Genomic DNA, 16,805 nt, shown 5'->3' on the forward strand with positions numbered 1-16,805 from the left:
CCCGCCCGCAGCGCTGCGGTGTCACGCCGCAGCGCAGCGGTGTCAGGCCGCGTCGGACCGTAGCAGCCGCAGGACGGCGCGCTCGACGCGGCCCTGGGTGGCCGGACGCCCGAAGACGCCCTCCTCGCCCAGGTCACCGAGGGCGGCGGCGATGGTCTCCCCGTCCTCGTACAGTTCGATGACCCGTGGATGGATGTACGACGCCCGGCACACGGTCGGCGTGTTCCCGAGGTACTCGCTGACCTCACGCACGGCGCGTGCCACGACCTTGCCGCGTCGGGCCCGGGAGGCGTCGGCGGTGCTCTGCGACACGGCCAGCGCGACCGCGGCGAGCACGGTGGCGTACCAGGTCCGGAAGTCCTTCGCCGTGACGTCCTGCCCCGACCGCTCCCGCAGGTAGGCGTTGAGGTCCTCGGCGTGCACCTCGTGCCAGGCCCCGTGCTCCCAGTACGCGAAGAGCCTCGGCCCGTCGCCGCTGCGCCGCAGCAGCGCCCGGATCACCGCGTGCGCCTGCTCGTCGACGAGGGTGCGCGTGACCTCTTTGCCGGACTTGGCGGGGAAGTGCAGCCGGATCTCGCCGCGGCGGCACGCGGCGTGCTCGCGCAGCAGCGTGGTCAGCCCGAAGCTTCCGTTGTCGCGGGTGTAACTCTCACCGCCGATGCGGAGGAAGCCCAGGTCCAGAAGACGGGTCAGGCAGGCCAGCACGCGGACGCGGGTGAGCCCCCGCTCGGCGAGGTCCTGCGCCACACCCTCACGGAGGCGGGGGAGCGAGCGGGCCACGCGTCGGACGTGCTCGTGCTTGGCGGCGTCCTGCTGGTCGCGGAACCGCGGGTGGTAGAGGTACTGGCGGCGTCCGGCCGCGTCCGTCCCAACCGCCTGAATGTGGCCGTTGGGCCAGGGGCAGACCCAGACGTCCTGCCAGGCGGGCGGGATCACGAGGGCGCGGACCCGGTCGCGGTCCGGCGCGGGCAGTGCCCGGCCGTCCGCATCCAGATAGCGGAAGCCGCGGCCGTGGCGCACGCGCCGCCACCCCGGCCCCTGCGGGTCGCTGGTCCGCAGGCGTACGGCCACGGCTGCCCTCACGCCTCGTCGGGGTGCGCCTGCGTGCGCAGCGTCCAGGCCTGGCCGGAGCAGTCGTAGGGCAGCGGCGGGAACCGGTGGCCGCGGACGTCGGTGCTCTTGCTCCAGACGTGCTCCCTGCCGCAGTCGCAGGCATAGATGCCGCTCTGAGGAACGATTTCCCCTGGTTTCCACTGCTCTGTCTGTTTCATATCGGGCGCCTACCCTCGTACGCGCCGTCCACCCCGGACCGGGTGCGGGTCAGCCCGCCACGCCGAGGCGGGCGGCCAGCCAGTCGAACACCCGCTGCTCGAACAGGGCCCGGCCCAGCGGCTCGCAGTGCAGGTCCGCGCCTTCCGCCGCCGTGAACTCCACGAACGCCTTCTCGCCCGGCAGCGCCTCGTACAGCCGCCGCGCCTGCCCCGGCCAGAAGTGCTCGCCCTCCGGCGAGGTCACCAGCAGCGGTACCGTGATCCGGTCCAGCACCCCCGTCAGGTCGTACCGGGCCACCTCGGTGAGCAGGTCGTACGGGGATTCGATTCCGTACGGCTTGGCCCGCCAACGCCAGTAGGCGGCGAGTTCCCCGTCCTCCGCGAACGTCGCGCGCATGACGCCGTCGAACGCCTCCCGGTCGCCCGCGTCGAACAGTTCGCGCAGTTCCGGCGGGAAGTGGTGCCACCAGCTGTCCACGACGGACACCACACCCGGATCCGCGACCCCCGCCGCGATCCGGTGCTCGAAGGCGAGCGCCCGGGGCACCCAGTACCCGGCCTGGCTGATCCCGGCCAGCACCAGGCGGCCGGGGTCGACCCGGGCGGTGCCGTCGCGGCCCAGCAGGAAGTCCACCACCGGGGTGATCACGTTCTCCCAGTCCGGGCGGAACGGCATCCGGTGCTCGAAGAGCATCGACTGCTGCCCCGGCCCGTCGAAGAGGAGGGCGTTCCAGCCGCGCGCGACGGCCGGCGCGCCGAGCATCGTCCACGCCGTGCTGACCGGCCCGTCACTGCCGTTGTTCACGATCACCGTCGGCGCGTCCGCGCCGCCGGACGGGGGCCGGAAGAGGTAGCCGGGCAGTTCGGTCCCCTCGTACGGCACCGCCACCGGCTCCGCGGCCGGCTCCCACGCCGCCGCGAACCGGTCGAAGCACTCCCGGTGCTCCCGGAACACCGCCAGGAGCCGGCCCTCGTCGGTCAGTGCGTCGGCGGCCACCAGGCCCGTCCCGAAGTAACCCGCCGCACGGAGCCAGGCATCCCGTGCGCTCGTCCGCCGCCCCGCCGCGGCCGCCCGTTCGCCGTCGGAGCGGACCCGCCGCGCCAGCTCCGTCCAGCCCTCGAACCACCGGCGGCCGTCCGCGTCGCCCAGGGCCGCGGCCGTGGCCAGCACCTCGCCGGGATCGGATCCCTTCTGCCAGGCCGCCCCGAGGAGGGCCCGCACCTCGAAGTCGAGCTGCTCGTTCTCGCAGAACCGGTACGCCACGATGCCTCCCGGGGTCCATCCCCACGGTACGAGCGCCCCCGGACGATCGCACGCGACGGCGCACCCCGGTCAGCCGCGGCGCGCCCGCTCCCCGGCGTCGTGGCGCCCGCCGTGGACGACTCGGTGCGTCGCGCTGACGGTCGCCGATGGCGGGCGAAGGCCGGGGCGGCGGTGTGCACCGTCCCGGCCTTCCGAGCAACCGCATCCCTTCTCCTTCGGCGCCCCAACGCCTCCGGTTCGTGGGTGGGTGGGGGGACACGGGGTGGCCGTTGCGCGCTGACTACAGCCGGCCTCCGGTCACCCAGAGGCGGGACATCGCATCGGCCAGGGCGGGATATCGAGCGGCCTCGCAGAGCATTTCCGAGAGCACGAGCATTCCGTAGGCAGTGCTCCTCGGATCGCAGTTCTGGTGCAACCGGATCACCGCGAGGCTCAAGGGGCGGCGCCCGATCAGGATCCCCGCACGCCGTACCGCGGCGGCCGTCTCCAGATCGGCTCGGCTGCCGCCGAACGGCAGGGTTTCCGTCCGGGGGAGTTCCTGCGGCGCGGTCGAGTCCCGCACGTGCAGGACGGACGCCTCGGACGACGCCTGTCCGTTCTCGAAGAGTTTCCGGAACCCGGATATGCGCAGGCTCGTATTGCGCGGGCGGAGCTCGATGAACAGCTCGACGAACAGTCCCCGCAGCTGTATGTGGAGGGGGAGGTGGGGCATCTCGCCCTCTTTGCGACCGTCTCCGCCGAAGAATCCCTGCGCGTCCTCCGCCTTCGACCGGATGGTCGACGTCAGGGACAGATAGTCATCGGCCGAGGCCTGCGCCGGGGAAAACATTATCGGCATCAGCATGGCCGGCCCCTCAGGGAAGGGGTCCCGGAGTCGGGCTTCGATTGAGTAATCCGACCGCAATCGCATCGATCGTGCTGTCGCACTCACGCATGCACACCACCACTTTCGCCATCATTCCGACTGTCCGCGGGTTTGTTCGTCCCGCCGCTGTCGGCTCCCGGTTCGATGGGCACCTTTGTAGCCGCCCGGGTGGCGGCCGGGAGAATTGTTGACCTCTGATGCTAAGAAATCAGCCGGCTTCCGAATCCCTTACGCCAGGCATTTCACCCCCCATCCGTCCGCTCGCGCCGCTTCGCGGGCGACCACGTCCCGTGGGCACGTGATGCCGTGTCAGGCCGGTGGCCCGGTGAGGCGGCTCGTCCGGTGTGTGCCGGGCGCGAGGCGGGGCCGGCGCGGCGTGCGCGCGCTCCCGGCCCGGCCCCCAATCCCGCCCCGGAAGCGCCACGTTGAGGTGAATCCGCACGTCACGTCCACCGCACGGTCACCCTGGTACCGCGCAGCCCCCGAGCGCGCCCCTGGTGCTCGACGCCGCCGCGAGGCTGCTCGCCGCGACCGTCCGGGCGGCGTTCCCCATCCGACGACGAGGTGCTCCCCGTGCTCGGAGGCGTCGTGTCCCGCCGCGCGCAGGCGGGAGTCAGGGGTTGGGATGCAGACCGGGCCCGAGCGGCGGGCCGGCCAGGGGGGTGGGGGAGAGGTCGGTGGGTTCTTCGCCGGACTCCAGGAGCGTGTCCGCGGCACCGACGATGAGGCTGTCGGGACGACCGACCGCCTTTTCGTCCTTGCGGTCGTAGTCGATGCGCCACAGCAGGCTGCGCATGGCTTCCAGGCGGGCGCGCCGTTTGTCGTTGCTCTTGACCACCGTCCACGGCGCGTGCGCGGTGTCGGTGGCACGGAACATCGCGACCTTGGCCGTCGTGTACGCGTCCCAGAGGTCCAGGGAGGCCAGGTCCGTGGGCGACAGCTTCCACTGCCGCACCGGATCGACCTGCCGGATCGCGAAGCGGGTGCGCTGCTCGGCGCGGGAGACCGAGAACCAGAACTTGACCAGGAGTACGCCGTCCTCCACGAGCATGGCCTCGAAGGCCGGGCACTGCCGCAGGAACAGCTCGTACTGCTCCTGCGTGCAGAACCCCATCACCTTCTCGACACCGGCGCGGTTGTACCAGGACCGGTCGAAGAAGACGATCTCACCCGCGGCCGGCAGGTGGTCGACGTACCGCTGGAAGTACCACTGGCCCGCTTCCCGCTCGGTCGGCTTCGCCAGGGCGACGATCCGGGCCCCACGGGGATTCATCCGCTCCGTGAAGCGCTGGATCGTGCCGCCCTTGCCGGCCGCGTCCCTGCCCTCGCAGATCACCACCAGCCGGGCCCCGGTCTCCCCGACCCAGCGCTGCAGCTTCAGCAGTTCGATCTGCAGGATCCGTTTCGTCCGCTCGTACTCGCGCCGTCTGACCTTGCGGTCGTACGGATAGTTCTCCTGCCAGGTGCGGATGGGCGCGCCGGACGCGTCCAGCAGTACGGGCTGTTCCGGTCGGCGGTCGTCCACGCTCAGACCGGAGAGCAGGTCGTCGGAGGACTGCGGGTGGGGCTTGGGATCAGTCACGCCACGCGCCTACCCGGGCTGCGGGAACGTATCGCACGGTTCGCGCAGGCAGTAGGTGGTTGGCCCGGCACGGGCCGGGCAGTCGCACGGCAGAGGACCGCGGGGCAGATCGCACGACAGGAGGACAGAACGTGAGGGACGACGAGCAGGCGAGCGAGGCCGGGAAGCTGCGGCAGCAGGCCGAGGAACTGGAACTGCGCGCGCAGCGGGCCGACGACCGGGCGGAACGGGAGCAGCTGATGGACCGGGCCGTGCGGCTGCGCGCGAAGTGCCAGGAGCTGGCCGGTCCGGAAAGCGCCACGATGGATCCCATGTAGGCGACCGGCGGCGGACGAGCGCGCCGGCTAAGCGGTGCCGTCGGGGTTGGCGTCGGCGTCGGCGTCGGCGTTGGTCTCTGCCTCGGCGTCGCCGCGCAGGACGCAGAATTCGTTGCCTTCCGGATCGGCGAGGATCGCCCAGCCCGAACCGTCGGGATCGCGGTGGTCGGCGAGGAAGGTGGCGCCGAGGCCCAGCAGCCGCTCCACCTCCTGGTCGCGGGTGGTCTCGGGGCGCAGGCAGAGATGGATCCGGTTCTTGACCGTCTTGGGCTCCGGCACCTGGTTGAAGTACAGGGCCGGGCCCTGCGCCAGCAGGACGAGGGTCTCGCGGTCACCCGGTTTGGTGTCCGGGTGCAGCGGCCGGCCCGTCACCTCGCTCCAGAACCGGGCTAGCGCATAGGGATCCGCACAATCAACCGCCATGTTCTGCACTGTCGAGACCATGGGGGCGAGCTTTTCCGATCTTCGTGCCGAGCGCCAGCCCTTTCCGGAACGAGATCGCGGGAACGTGCGGGAACACGCGGAGGTCGTTGACCGTTCATCTTGTGTGGGGCCCGCGGCTGCGCCCGCCCCGCCCCCGACGCCCCGGCCCGCCCCCCCCGGCAGGCTGGGGCCCGCCCCGATCGGCCACCCCCCCCCCGGCCGGTCGGGGCCCTTGCGTTCACGGCGGAACCGCCACCCCCGCCCGGCGCCCGGCGCCTACGCGAGGCGGAAGCGGAAGCCGCTGCGGGGAAGCGTGGGCATCCGCGACAGCGGGATGGTCAGGTCCTGATCGGGAACCCGGACGTCGAGCCCGGCCAGCTCCGTGACGAGGGCCGCGAGCAGCGTGACCGTGATGTCCTCGCCGGGGCACCGGTGCCCCTCGGCCGCGTCGCCGCCGCCCTGCGGGATGAGGTGGCCCAAGCGCTCCCCGGCTTCGTAGCGGCGGGGATCGAACCGGTACGGGTGGGCCCACAGCTGCGGATCGTGATCCTGCCCGTACAGGTCCAGCAGGAGCAGGGTCCCGGCCGGTACGGTTTCGCCGCGCCACTCCAGATCGCGCGCGGCCAGCCCGCCGACGAACGGCGCGAAGGGGTAGAAGCGGCGGACCTCGTGGGCGAATCCGGTGGCGAGGTGCCCCGAGGCGTCCCCGCGGAGCGGTCCCCGGTGCTCGGGCCACCGGTGGAGGGCGTGCGCGGCGAAGGTGACGAACCACGCGATGGCGACGGTCGGCCGGATGACGTTCAGCAGCTCCACGGCCGCGACGCGGGGGTCCAGTACGGCGCCGTCGGCGTCACGGTGCCGGGCGACCACGTCCAGCGCGCTGCCGTCGGGAGCCGTCTCCCGCTCCTCCCGTACGCGGACGATCAGCTCCGCCAGCCCTTCCTCCTGCCGCTTGCGGGCGTGGCGGGCGCGCAGATGGCGCGGCCCGGCCGTCGCGAAACCGTCGACCATCGCCACGCAGTCCCGGGCCAGCCGCGCGCCGCCCGCCGCCGTGACGGGTACGCCGGTCCAGTCGCAGACGGCCAGGGCGAGGACCCCGGCGGCCTCGTCGAAGAGGACCACCTGCTCCGCCGGCTCCTCCCGCCATCGGGCCACCGCCTCGCGCCAGCGCAGAAGGACGTGTTCCCGCAGCGCGGCGATGCCCTTCTCGTCCGTCAACAGGGACATGAACATCGCCTTGCGGACCCGGTGGGCGGAGCCGTCGAGGGTGTGCACGGCGCCCTGCCCGAACAGGGTGTCGAGCACGGGATCCGGGAGGGCTGCGCGCCGCTGCACGTGCTGCTCGTCGTAGAAGAAGACGACGGCCTCCGGGCCGCGCAGCGCGACCGTCCGGCGGCCGAGGAGACGGGTGCGGACCGTGCCGTCCTGCGAGGCGCGCATCTGGTCGGGGAGCCAGGCGTAGCCCTGCGCCAGCAGGGAGAGGGTGCTGTCGGTCCATACGGACGGGGGGTTCTTGAGTGTCGGCATGGGATGCGGCTACCCGGGGCCGATGCCCGCACACAACGCGCACCGTCGCTTTCGCCCGGATACTGGGACGACCTCGCCGGGGCCTACCTCGCGGTAGGAGGGGGTAGACGCAGCGCGGCAGGTGCCGTGCCGGGGGCCGTGACGCACGGCCGCTCCGACCATCGGGAGGACCGATGACCCGACGAGTGCACGAGGTGATGACGCGCGACCCGGTGACCGTGGAGCGCCTGACGACACTGGCGGAAGCGGCGCGGGTGATGCGCGACGCCGGGATCGGAGACGTTCTCGTCGTCGACGGGGGGCGGCTGTGCGGCATCCTCACGGACCGGGACCTCGTCGTCCGCGCGCTCGCGGAGGACCGCGACCCCGCTGCGACGACGGTGCAGGCGATATGCAGTACCGAACCGCGTACGGTCGGTCCCGACGACCACGTCGACGAGGCCGTCGACCTCATGCGCCGGTACGCGCTGCGGCGGCTGCCCGTGCAGACCGGGAGCGGTGAGCTGGTCGGCATCGTCACGCTGGGCGACCTGGAGGTCGAGCGGGACCCGGGGTCGCCGCTCGCCTCCATCGCGGCGGCCGCCGAGGGGGAGGCGCGCCGACGGTGACCGTCCGCGGTGGCGCCGTCAGGCCGGCGGGAGGCCGAACGGCATGCCGGAGAGGTAGTGCGTGCCCAGGGCCTCGCGATGTCCGGCGTTGCCGAGGTGCTCGTCCCGGCGGAACTCCGGGGCGGCCTTGATCTCGTCCTTCGTCCGGTCCACGTAGACCTTCTGCGCCGTGTGGTCGATGCGGATCACCAGGCCCGCCGGCAGCAGCACCTCCCTGCCGAGGATCCACACGCCCGTGTCGACGACGAGATAGGCGTCGGTGACCTCGTCGGAGTGCTGGTCGACCTTGCCGACGGCGCCGTCGAGCGCCTCGACCCCGTAGCCGGTGAGGTCGGCCGCCAGGTAGTCGATGCCGGTGCGGTAGGCCCATACGTTCTGCGCGCTCTCGGCCATGCGGGACAACTCCTTCGTTCGGAACGGCGCGGCGGGATCCCGGGCAGTGCGGGGGATCCCCGTCGAGGGCGCGCCTGCCCGCGGGAGCCCGCGCCACGCGGGGAAAAGAAGTTCGCACTTCGAGTGTTTGGGCCGACGAATGCGGGCCATAAGCGTCTGCACGGGGGTCCGCGGCGGTGAGCGGCGCGGACCCCCCGAGCGGACCCGAGCCGCGTGGTGGCCTCCCCCCCCCGCCACCGCGTGGCCGGGGCACCGCCATGTCTCCTCACGGTCGCGTCATCGTCGCCTCCACCGCCGGCCACGTGCCCGGCTTCACCCACACCGAGGGACCGGTGGGCCGGGCGACGGGACGACCCCGACCGCGACCGTGCGCGACCAGGGTCGTACCGCGTGCCTCACAAGGCGGTGGGGAAGCGCTCCCAGGCCCGGTGTTCGTTCAGTGCCGCCCTGAGCGCGTCCAGGGCCACCGTACCGCTGTCGGCGACCGCGACACCCGGCTCGTCCGCCGTGATGCCGGCCGACGTCAGGAGCCGCTCCGCACCGTTCCAGCCGCCGATGGCCTTGCCGTGCCGGTACGCCTCGGTCACGAGCAGCAGCACGCGCGGGTCGGGCGCCTCGGGGGGCCGCGCCGTGCCGGCCTTCGCGTCGCGGGCGCCGTACGCGTCGGCCCCGGCCTCCGGTACCCCGGCCAGCAGGATCGCGTCGAACTCGACGGACCGGGCCCCGGCGAAGGTCCGCTGCACGGTGACCGGGTCCCCGTCGGGATCCAGCGCCCCGCCCGTCGGCCCGACGACCAGCGGCACCATGCCCGCGTCCAGGGCGGCCCGCTGCGCGGACCGTACGCCGTCCAGGTCGGCCCCGGCGTCGGCGACGATGCCGATCACCCGGCCGTCCGTCGGCCACGTACTGCCCAGTTGGGAGAGTGCGGGGCTGGGGGCGACCTCGACGAGCGGTACGTCGGCGGCCGGAGCCGGCAGCCCGAGCCCCGCGGCGACCTGCTCGCACAGCTGCGGGTCGATGTTCGCCAGGACCTGCAGTTGGCGTTCCCTGATCGTCTGCTCGTAGCACTTGCTCAGCTCGAAGGTGTAGGCGGCGACGATGTGTTCGCGCTCCGGCGGCGACATGCTGAGCCAGAACAGGCGCGGTTGGGTGAAGTGGTCCGAGAACGAGGCAGGAGCCTCACGGACCTTGGACGCCTCCGGGACCCGTACGGGCGTCTCGACGAACGCCGCGGTGTCGGAGCCGGCGAGGAAGGGGCAGCCCCCGTCGAGGCTGTTGGGCCGGTAGGGGGCGGTGCCCGTGTGCACGGCGCTCTGGTGCATCCCGTCGCGCAGCATGTCGTTGACGGGGGCGTGCGGCCTGTTGATGGGGATCTGTGCGAAGTTGGGGCCGCCGAGCCGGCTGATCTGCGTGTCGAGGTAGGAGAAGAGCCGGCCGGCGAGCAACGGGTCGTCCGTGACGTCGATGCCCGGCACCAGGTGGCCGGGGTGGAAGGCGACCTGTTCGGTCTCCGCGAAGTAGTTCTTGGTGTTGGCGTTCAGGGTCATCAGCCCGATCGGCTGAACGGGGGAGAAGCTCCTCGGGCACGATCTTGGTGGGGTCGAGGAGGTCGATGCCCTCGAAGGTCTGCTCGGGGGTGTCGGGGAACACCTGGACGCCCAGCTCCCACTGGGGGAACGCCCCCGCCTCGATGGCGTCGAAGAGGTCCCGTCGGTGGAAGTCCGGGTCCGTGCCGGAGATCATCTGCGCTTCCTCCCAGACCAGGGAGTGCACGCCGAGCTTCGGCTTCCAGTGGAACTTGACCAGCACGCTCTCGTCCGCCGCGTTGACCATGCGGAAGGTGTGGACGCCGAAGCCCTCCATCATCCGGTACGACCTGGGGATCCCGCGGTCGGACATGTTCCAGAGGGTGTGGTGCGTGGCCTCGGTGTGCAGGGAGACGAAGTCCCAGAACGTGTCGTGCGCGCTCTGCGCCTGCGGGATCTCCCGGTCCGGGTGCGGCTTGCCGGCGTGGATGATGTCGGGGAACTTGATGGCGTCCTGGATGAAGAACACCGGGATGTTGTTGCCGACCAGGTCGAAGGTGCCCTCCTCGGTGTAGAACTTCGTGGCGAAGCCGCGGGTGTCGCGCACCGTGTCGGCGGAGCCCCGGGAGCCGAGGACGGTGGAGAACCGCACGAAGACCGGGGTCTTCACGTCCTTGGCGAGGAACGCGGCCTTCGACACCTCGCCGGCCGTCCCGTACCCGAGGAACACCCCGTGCGCGGCGGCGCCCCTCGCGTGCACGACCCGCTCCGGTATGCGTTCGTGGTCGAAATGCGTGATCTTCTCGCGCAGGTGGTGGTCCTGCAGGAGGACCGGACCGCGCGCCCCCGCCTTCAGCGAGTGATCGGTGTCGGGCAGCCGTGCCCCCTGCGCCGTGGTCAGGTACGCGCCGCCCTGCGCCACGCTCTCCTGCTCCGCCCCCGTGGCCTGCCCGGTCGGGCTCACGGTGGCCGGGCCGTCCTGGTCGGCCTTCGGCGGGAGCGGCTCGGCGGGCTCCGTCGGCTCGGACAGGGGCGGCGGTACGGGGCCCGGCTTGCCGGGCAGGTCGTCCTTGGGTGCGTGCTTCTGCGTCATGATCGTTCTCCTTGCGGCCGCCGGGGGCCGTGCACGGGGGCGAGGGTCACGGGTCAGCTCGCCGGGTAGGAGGCGCCCTTGAGCTGACGGGCCAGGTGGGCCGTGTTCGCGGCGAGCGTGGCCGTCGTGGTCGCGGTCTTCTCGGGCGTCTTGTCGAGGTCCTGGTAGTCGGTGCCCTGCATGGCCTCGCCGACCCAGTAGGTGACGGCGTTCGGTGCGAGGGAGAAACCGACGTCGTTGAGACCCTGGAAGAGGTCGGCGCTGACCTTGTGCGCGCCGTCCTCGTTGCCGACGACGCAGACCGCGGCGACCTTGCCGTAGGTCAGCATGCGGCCCTCGTCGTCGCTCTCGGAGATCTCCGCGTCGAGGCGTTCCAGGACCCGTTGGGCGGTGCTGGAGGGATGCCCGAGCCAGATCGGCGTCGACAGGATCAGGATGTCGGAGCCCAGGACGGTGTCGCGGATCTCCGGCCAGGCGTCGCCGTCGCCCATGTCGGTCTGCACGCCGGGTTTCACGTCATGGTCGGCGATGCGGATCACCTTCCCCGTCACCCCGTGGTCGGCGAGCGCCGCAATGGTCTGCTCCGCCAGCAGCTGGGAGCTGGACGGGGCGGGGGAGGGGGTAAGGGTGCAGACGAGCGCGACAGCGCGGAGCGGAGTGTGCTTGTTGGGGTCCATGGTGTCCGGCTACCCCCGACCCCGGCTTTGATGTCGCAAGTATTGCGATAAATCCCTTCTGGCTTGATCGGTGGCCGGGCGTGACCGCACACCGCGAGGAATTCCGGGCAGGCGCCATCCATGGAATGTGTGGTGTACGAGGAACTGTCCGGACGGTCGGAGACCGTCGAGTGCGGCCTGGACGACGAGGCCTGCAGGGTGGTGCTGAAGCGGTTGCGGGAACTCGACGGCGGCGAATTCGGCTGGGTGCGTCTCGTGGACCCGGCCGAAGGGGAACTCGGCCAGCTGGCCGAACTGCTGGGCCTGCACCGCCTGGCCGTCGAGGACGCCCTCCAGGCGGGTCAGCGGCCGAAGCGGGAGCGCTTCGGCGACGTACAGGCCGTCGCCCTCAAGACCCTCTGGTACGTCGAGGAGGAAGCGGCCGTGGAGACGGGCGAGTTGATGCTCTTCGTCGGGCCCCGCTACGTCCTCACCGTCCGGCACGGCGCGGTGGACCCGACGGCCGAGGCGGCCGACCGGCTGGCGGCCGACCCGTCCATGCTGCGGTCCGGCCCCCTCGCGGTCCTGCACGCCGTACTCGACGTCGTCGTCGACGCCTACAGCGAGGCCGCCGAGACGGTGCGCGCCGAACTGCAGCGGCTGGAGGACCGCGTCTTCTCCGCCTCCCGCGTCGACCACACCGAGGACATCTACTCCCTCAAACGGGAGGTGCGCGAGTTCCGGGACGCCGTCCAGCCGCTGGTCCCGGTCCTGACCGGCCTGTTGAGCAGTCTGAACGGCGAGGAGCGCCACCCCTCGAAGGTCCTCCCCTACTTCCGCGACGTGGCCGACCACCTGCACCGCACCGAGACCACGGTGCGGACCCTCGACGAGTTGCTCAACGCCGTTCTCGGCGCCCAGCAGGCTCGGGTCGGCACCTGGCAGAACGACGACATGCGGCGCATCTCCGCCTGGGCGGCGATCTTCGCGATCCCCACCATGGTCGCCGGCGTGTACGGGATGAACTTCGAGCACATGCCGGAACTGGGCTGGAGCTACGGCTACCCGCTCGCTGTCGGCCTCATGGCGACCGCGTCCGGCTTGCTCTACCGCGCCTTCCGCCGCAATGGATGGCTCTGAGGAGGACCGGAGACCGGTACCGGCCCGGTTTTGCCCCGGGCCGCACTGACATGACCGGCGCCGCGCTGGACAGCCGCACGGTATGAGAACTCCACCGAACCAGGGCCGCGGCAGCGGGAACAACAGCGGGCCCAGCAGCGAGGACCGCGGCGAGCGCGAGCGTGACCAGGACCGGGCACAGGACCCCCAACGGGCCGGCTCCGGGAGGGAGTCGGGGGCCGGCCCGGGCCCGCTGGTCGAGGAACGCGCCCCGGACGAGCCCACCGAGCTGCCCGCCCGCTCGTGGAAAGCGGTCTTCCGCGGAACGGCCAGGGAATTCGGCAACGACGAGCTGGCCGACCGGGCCGCGGCGTTGACCTACTACGGCGTGCTGGCGATCTTCCCCGCGCTCCTGGTCCTCGTGTCACTGCTGGGCCTCGCCGGTGAGTCGACGGCCCGGCGGGTGCTCGACAACGTGCAGCAGCTGGTTCCCGGCTCCGCCCGGGACGTGCTCACGGACGCGGTCGAGCAACTGCAGGGCCGCAGCGGCGTCGGATCGCTCATGGCCGTCGTCGGCCTCGTCGTGGCGCTGTGGTCCGCCTCCGGCTACGTCGCCGCGTTCATCCGGTCCGCGAACGCCGTCTACGACGTACCCGAGGGCCGCCCGGTGTGGAAGGTGCTGCCGCTGCGCCTCGCGCTCACCGTCACGCTCATGGTGCTCGCCTGCGCCGGGGCGCTGATCGTGGTCTTCACCGGTCGTCTGGCCCGTCAGGCGGGCGACGCCCTCGGCGTCGGCGACATCGGGCTGACCGTGTGGTCGATCGCGAAATGGCCGGCCCTGGTGCTCCTCGTCACGGTCATGATCGCGCTCCTGTACTGGGCGGCGCCGAACGCCAAGGGCCGTGGCTTCTCGTGGGTGACGCCGGGCAGCCTGCTGGCCCTGCTGATCTGGCTGGCGGCTTCCGCCGGTTTCGCGTTCTACGTCGCGAACTTCGGTTCCTACAACAAGACCTACGGAACCGTCGCGGGTGTCGTCGTCTTCCTGGTCTGGCTGTGGATCACCAACCTGGCCGTCCTCCTCGGCCTGGAGTTCGACGCGGAACTGGCCCGCCAGCGCGCGACGGCCGGCGGACTGCCCAAGGGGGAGGAGCCCTATGTGCGGCCCCGCGACACCCGCGCGTGGAATTCCGAGGACCGTCGCCGTATGAACTGCTGATCCGAACGGGTGGCACGGGTGCCCCTGCGTTTACCGGGTAGGCGCCCCTCGACAGTGACACGTGCATCGTGAAGGGGAGGCTCCGTATGAGCACGATAGAACGGCAGACCCACAGCAGCGCCGCCGCCGACGAATCCGTGAGCGTTCTCGTCTCGCGGGCTTCCCGGCAGATGTCGGAACTCGTCCGCGAGGAAATGCAACTGGCGCGGGCGGAAATGGCGCAGAAGGGGAAGCGCTTCGGAAAGGGCGGCGGCCTCTTCGGCGCGGCGGGCATGCTGGGATTCCTGGCGGCCCAGGCCCTGACGGCGACCTGTATCGCGGCTCTCGCAGTGGTCCTGCCACTGTGGGCGGCGGCCCTGATCATCACGGCGGCGCTGGCCGCGGCGGCCGCGGTGACGGCCCTGGCGGGCAAGAAGCAGGTGGCCCGGGCCGGCTCCCCGGTACCGGAGCAGACCATCGACAGCGTGAAGGCCGACCTGGCCGAGATGAGGGAGAAGGCACACCGATGACGGACGTACCGGGCACACCCGATACTCCCGACACTCCCGGCACGTCCGGCGGGCACCGAACCGACATCGGCACCCCCACCCCCGACGAGCTGCGCGAACGGGTCGAGCGCACGCGGGACGAACTCGGTCAGACCATCGAGGCGCTGGTGGGCAAGGCCGACGTCACGGCACAGGCCAAGGAGAAGACGGCCCAGGTCACCGACCGGCTCCACGAGAAGGCCGCGCACACGGCGCAGCTGGTCCACGACGCCACGCCCGACCCGGTCCGGGACGCCGCGGACCGGATCGCGACGACGGCACGCGCCCACCACAAGCCGCTGCTCGTGGCCGGCGCGGCGCTGCTCGTCGTCCTGCTGGTGCGGCGCGGTCGCGCATGCCGGTGAAAGCCGGTGGCGAGCCCGTGCAACGGGCTCGTAGATGCGGTGATCGCGGGTAGGCGGGGGCCATGACGCACACCGAGTTTCTCGCAGCCGAGGGCCAAGGAGCCCTGTTCCTCATCATGGCCGGAGTGGCGGTGGCCGTTCTGCTGATCGCCGCCTTCTGGTACGGCAGCCGACGTGCGGCGCGGCGCCGGGCTCCCGCGGGGCCGGCCGACCAGAATCCCGTGGCGCGCGGCCGCGAGGACTCCTGGCAGACCCCGCAGGGCGATGACGCCGGCGGCCCCGGGCCCCGCGCTTGACCCGAGCGGACGAGGGGCCGGACGGCCGTTCCGGGGTTGGCTCCCTCACCGATGCGCCGTCCGGTGACCGAACCAGTGGCCCCGTCGGCGGGGAGCGTCGTCGGCAGGCGGCCCGGCGCCCTCCGTACCGGCGCCCGCCGCGCCCCCGTCGTCGCGTACGGGCTCGGCTCCGGGCTCGGCGGCGGCCGGCTCGCGGCGGGCGGCGACCCGATCCCGCCGGGCCCGCGCGGAGCGGCGGGCCGAGCGTCGTGCGCCGACCATGACCAGGACCAGGCCGAGCAGGGCCACGGCCCCCACGATCATTCCGGTCAGGAACAGGGAGCCGGTGGAGCCCGTGGCGTGATAGCCGAAAACGGAGAAGTCCCCGCCGGCGCCCAGCTCGTGACCGGCGCCGGTATTGCCGAACACCCCGGCCATCCCGACGACGACGGCCGCGAGCAGAATGACGAGTCCGAGAATGAGGATCATGGTCGCTCCTTGCTCCGGGCCCGGACGGTCCGCCGGACTCGGCAGGCACCTACCCGTGCTGCTGGCCTTGACCCCGGCGCATGGCGCCCACCCCGCCCCTTCGCGTGGAGTAGTCGAAAGGATGCGGAATGTAGTCGCCTGTGTCAGCGTGGGAACAGGACTCCTCGGAATCCCGCGCACGCAGGGCCCGGCCGGCGCCTGTAGTCACCCCGGCCGGGCCCTGTCACGCCCCGTACGGCTCCCGTTGAGGAGCGCGGAGGCGGGGGGAAGAGGAATATGGATGTACCCGCACACGGGCATGTGCGCTGCGTCAGGCCGGACGGGCTTCACGCGCGGGGCATTGCGCGCTGCGGTCAGACAGAGGACTCGGGGCAGTCGAAGCCGGCCTTCGGCCCGGCGGAAAAGGGCACCCATGACGGAGCGCCTCCATAGATCGGGTCTGGTCGGCGAACTCTTCGCCGAATTCGCCGGCACCATGATCCTTATCCTCTTCGGTTGTGGTGTGGTGGCCCAGGTGGTCGCCGGCGGAGCCCTCACGGACCCCGCGGGCGGTCTCGGCAACCACGACAGCATCGCCTGGGCCTGGGGTCTCGGCGTCACCCTGGGCGTATACGTCGCGGCGAGGCTGAGCGGTGCACACCTCAACCCCGCGGTGACCGTCGCGCTGGCCGCGTTCAAGGGCTTCCCGTGGAAGAAGGTGGCCCCCTACGCGCTGGCCCAGCTGGCCGGAGCCTTCGTGGCGGCCCTGCTCGTCCGATGGAACTACACCGAGGCGCTGGCCAAGGCCGACCCCGGTCACACCATCAAGACGCAGGGCGTCTTCTCCACGCTCCCGGCCAACGGGAACACGAACCTGCCGGTGACCGAGTGGGGCGCGCTGCGCGACCAGATCATCGGCACCGCCCTCCTGCTGTTCCTGATCTTCGCCGTCACCGACCTGCTGGGCACACCCCCCGGCGCCAACCTGGCCCCCTTCATCGTCGGCCTGATCGTCGTGGCCATCGGCATGGCGTGGGGCACCAACGCCGGTTACGCGATCAACCCGGCCCGTGACCTCGGCCCCCGCCTGGCGAGCTTCCTCACCGGCTACGGCGGGGCCTGGCGAGATCAGTACGGGAACCTCTACTTCTGGGTCCCGATCATCGGCCCCTTCATCGGTGGCGTGCTCGGAGCAGCTGCCTACAAGTTCCTCATCGGCCGGTTCCTGCCGGACGCCGAACCGGAGCCTCCCGGACGGGTACCGGCACCGGAAGAGGGCTGACCGCACCCGGGACGGACGCGCCACGGCC

18 protein-coding genes and 1 pseudogene are annotated in these 16,805 nt (G+C 71.9%); 8 read left to right on the forward strand and 11 right to left on the reverse strand.

What is annotated here, in order from left to right; translation table 11 throughout:
- Nucleotides 1-42: 42 nt before the first annotated feature.
- From AC2RP6_RS35995 to ppk2, 5 genes are all read right to left on the reverse strand, one after another.
- On the reverse strand, nt 43-1,083 hold the full coding sequence (locus tag AC2RP6_RS35995; RefSeq protein ID WP_486450011.1) for a DNA topoisomerase IB: 1,041 nt from the start codon (nt 1,081-1,083) through the stop codon (nt 43-45).
- Nucleotides 1,080-1,271, reverse strand: a complete 192-nt coding sequence (locus tag AC2RP6_RS36000; RefSeq protein WP_486450012.1) for a hypothetical protein — start codon at nt 1,269-1,271, stop codon at nt 1,080-1,082. The genes AC2RP6_RS35995 and AC2RP6_RS36000 overlap by 4 nt, the downstream gene beginning before the upstream one ends.
- Before the next feature lie 49 nt (nt 1,272-1,320).
- The gene (locus tag AC2RP6_RS36005; RefSeq protein ID WP_486450013.1) at nt 1,321-2,535 is read right to left on the reverse strand and encodes an alpha/beta hydrolase family protein; all 1,215 of its coding nucleotides are present in this window, start codon (nt 2,533-2,535) and stop codon (nt 1,321-1,323) included.
- A 280-nt stretch (nt 2,536-2,815) separates the two neighbouring features.
- Nucleotides 2,816-3,379 carry a ribosome-inactivating family protein gene (locus AC2RP6_RS36010; RefSeq protein WP_486450014.1) on the reverse strand — a complete coding sequence of 188 codons (564 nt, stop codon included), beginning with the start codon at nt 3,377-3,379 and terminating at the stop codon, nt 2,816-2,818.
- A gap of 634 nt (nt 3,380-4,013) precedes the next feature.
- The gene (ppk2, locus tag AC2RP6_RS36015) at nt 4,014-4,982 is read right to left on the reverse strand and encodes a polyphosphate kinase 2 (RefSeq protein WP_486450015.1); all 969 of its coding nucleotides are present in this window, start codon (nt 4,980-4,982) and stop codon (nt 4,014-4,016) included.
- Nucleotides 4,983-5,113: 131 nt separating this feature from the next.
- Here ppk2 and AC2RP6_RS36020 point away from each other — a divergent pair, with 131 nt between their 5' ends.
- On the forward strand, nt 5,114-5,299 hold the full coding sequence (locus AC2RP6_RS36020; RefSeq protein WP_486450016.1) for a DUF6381 family protein: 186 nt from the start codon (nt 5,114-5,116) through the stop codon (nt 5,297-5,299).
- Nucleotides 5,300-5,326: 27 nt separating this feature from the next.
- Here the strand turns inward: AC2RP6_RS36020 and AC2RP6_RS36025 are convergent, their stop codons facing one another.
- The gene (locus tag AC2RP6_RS36025) at nt 5,327-5,743 is read right to left on the reverse strand and encodes a VOC family protein (protein ID WP_486450017.1); all 417 of its coding nucleotides are present in this window, start codon (nt 5,741-5,743) and stop codon (nt 5,327-5,329) included.
- Between the two features lie 255 nt (nt 5,744-5,998).
- Complete coding sequence (locus AC2RP6_RS36030) at nt 5,999-7,249, reverse strand: cytochrome P450 (RefSeq protein WP_486450018.1); 1,251 nt, start codon at nt 7,247-7,249, stop codon at nt 5,999-6,001.
- A 173-nt stretch (nt 7,250-7,422) separates the two neighbouring features.
- Here AC2RP6_RS36030 and AC2RP6_RS36035 point away from each other — a divergent pair, with 173 nt between their 5' ends.
- Nucleotides 7,423-7,857, forward strand: coding sequence for a CBS domain-containing protein (locus AC2RP6_RS36035; protein ID WP_486450019.1), 435 nt, complete (start codon nt 7,423-7,425; stop codon nt 7,855-7,857).
- Between the two features lie 18 nt (nt 7,858-7,875).
- On the opposite strand, the gene AC2RP6_RS36040 is transcribed toward AC2RP6_RS36035, so the two are convergent.
- From AC2RP6_RS36040 to AC2RP6_RS36050, 3 genes and pseudogenes are all read right to left on the reverse strand, one after another.
- Nucleotides 7,876-8,250: a PRC-barrel domain containing protein gene (locus tag AC2RP6_RS36040; RefSeq protein WP_486450020.1), complete on the reverse strand. Its 375-nt coding sequence runs from the start codon at nt 8,248-8,250 to the stop codon at nt 7,876-7,878.
- 395 nt (nt 8,251-8,645) lie between these two features.
- Nucleotides 8,646-10,869 (reverse strand): annotated as a pseudogene (locus AC2RP6_RS36045) (catalase).
- Nucleotides 10,870-10,922: 53 nt separating this feature from the next.
- The gene (locus tag AC2RP6_RS36050; protein ID WP_486450021.1) at nt 10,923-11,546 is read right to left on the reverse strand and encodes a flavodoxin family protein; all 624 of its coding nucleotides are present in this window, start codon (nt 11,544-11,546) and stop codon (nt 10,923-10,925) included.
- A gap of 120 nt (nt 11,547-11,666) precedes the next feature.
- Between AC2RP6_RS36050 and AC2RP6_RS36055 the strand changes: the two genes are divergently transcribed.
- From AC2RP6_RS36055 to AC2RP6_RS36075, 5 genes are all read left to right on the forward strand, one after another.
- On the forward strand, nt 11,667-12,665 hold the full coding sequence (locus tag AC2RP6_RS36055; RefSeq protein WP_486450022.1) for a magnesium and cobalt transport protein CorA: 999 nt from the start codon (nt 11,667-11,669) through the stop codon (nt 12,663-12,665).
- Between the two features lie 82 nt (nt 12,666-12,747).
- Entirely contained in the window at nt 12,748-13,860 is a 1,113-nt protein-coding gene (locus AC2RP6_RS36060; RefSeq protein ID WP_486450023.1) for a YihY/virulence factor BrkB family protein, read from the forward strand.
- 86 nt (nt 13,861-13,946) lie between these two features.
- Nucleotides 13,947-14,369: a phage holin family protein gene (locus tag AC2RP6_RS36065; protein ID WP_486450024.1), complete on the forward strand. Its 423-nt coding sequence runs from the start codon at nt 13,947-13,949 to the stop codon at nt 14,367-14,369.
- Nucleotides 14,366-14,752 carry a DUF3618 domain-containing protein gene (locus tag AC2RP6_RS36070; protein WP_486450025.1) on the forward strand — a complete coding sequence of 129 codons (387 nt, stop codon included), beginning with the start codon at nt 14,366-14,368 and terminating at the stop codon, nt 14,750-14,752. The genes AC2RP6_RS36065 and AC2RP6_RS36070 overlap by 4 nt, the downstream gene beginning before the upstream one ends.
- Nucleotides 14,753-14,814: 62 nt before the next feature.
- Nucleotides 14,815-15,048 (forward strand): DUF6479 family protein, encoded by a 234-nt coding sequence (locus AC2RP6_RS36075; protein WP_486450026.1) that lies wholly within the window; start codon nt 14,815-14,817, stop codon nt 15,046-15,048.
- Nucleotides 15,049-15,093: 45 nt separating this feature from the next.
- Here AC2RP6_RS36075 and AC2RP6_RS36080 read toward each other — a convergent pair whose 3' ends face one another.
- Nucleotides 15,094-15,516: a hypothetical protein gene (locus tag AC2RP6_RS36080; RefSeq protein ID WP_486450027.1), complete on the reverse strand. Its 423-nt coding sequence runs from the start codon at nt 15,514-15,516 to the stop codon at nt 15,094-15,096.
- A gap of 412 nt (nt 15,517-15,928) precedes the next feature.
- Between AC2RP6_RS36080 and AC2RP6_RS36085 the strand changes: the two genes are divergently transcribed.
- Nucleotides 15,929-16,777 (forward strand): MIP/aquaporin family protein, encoded by an 849-nt coding sequence (locus AC2RP6_RS36085; RefSeq protein WP_486450028.1) that lies wholly within the window; start codon nt 15,929-15,931, stop codon nt 16,775-16,777.
- The last annotated feature ends 28 nt before the right edge of the window (nt 16,778-16,805 follow it).

The organism is Streptomyces sp. WAC03905, from assembly GCF_057371075.1.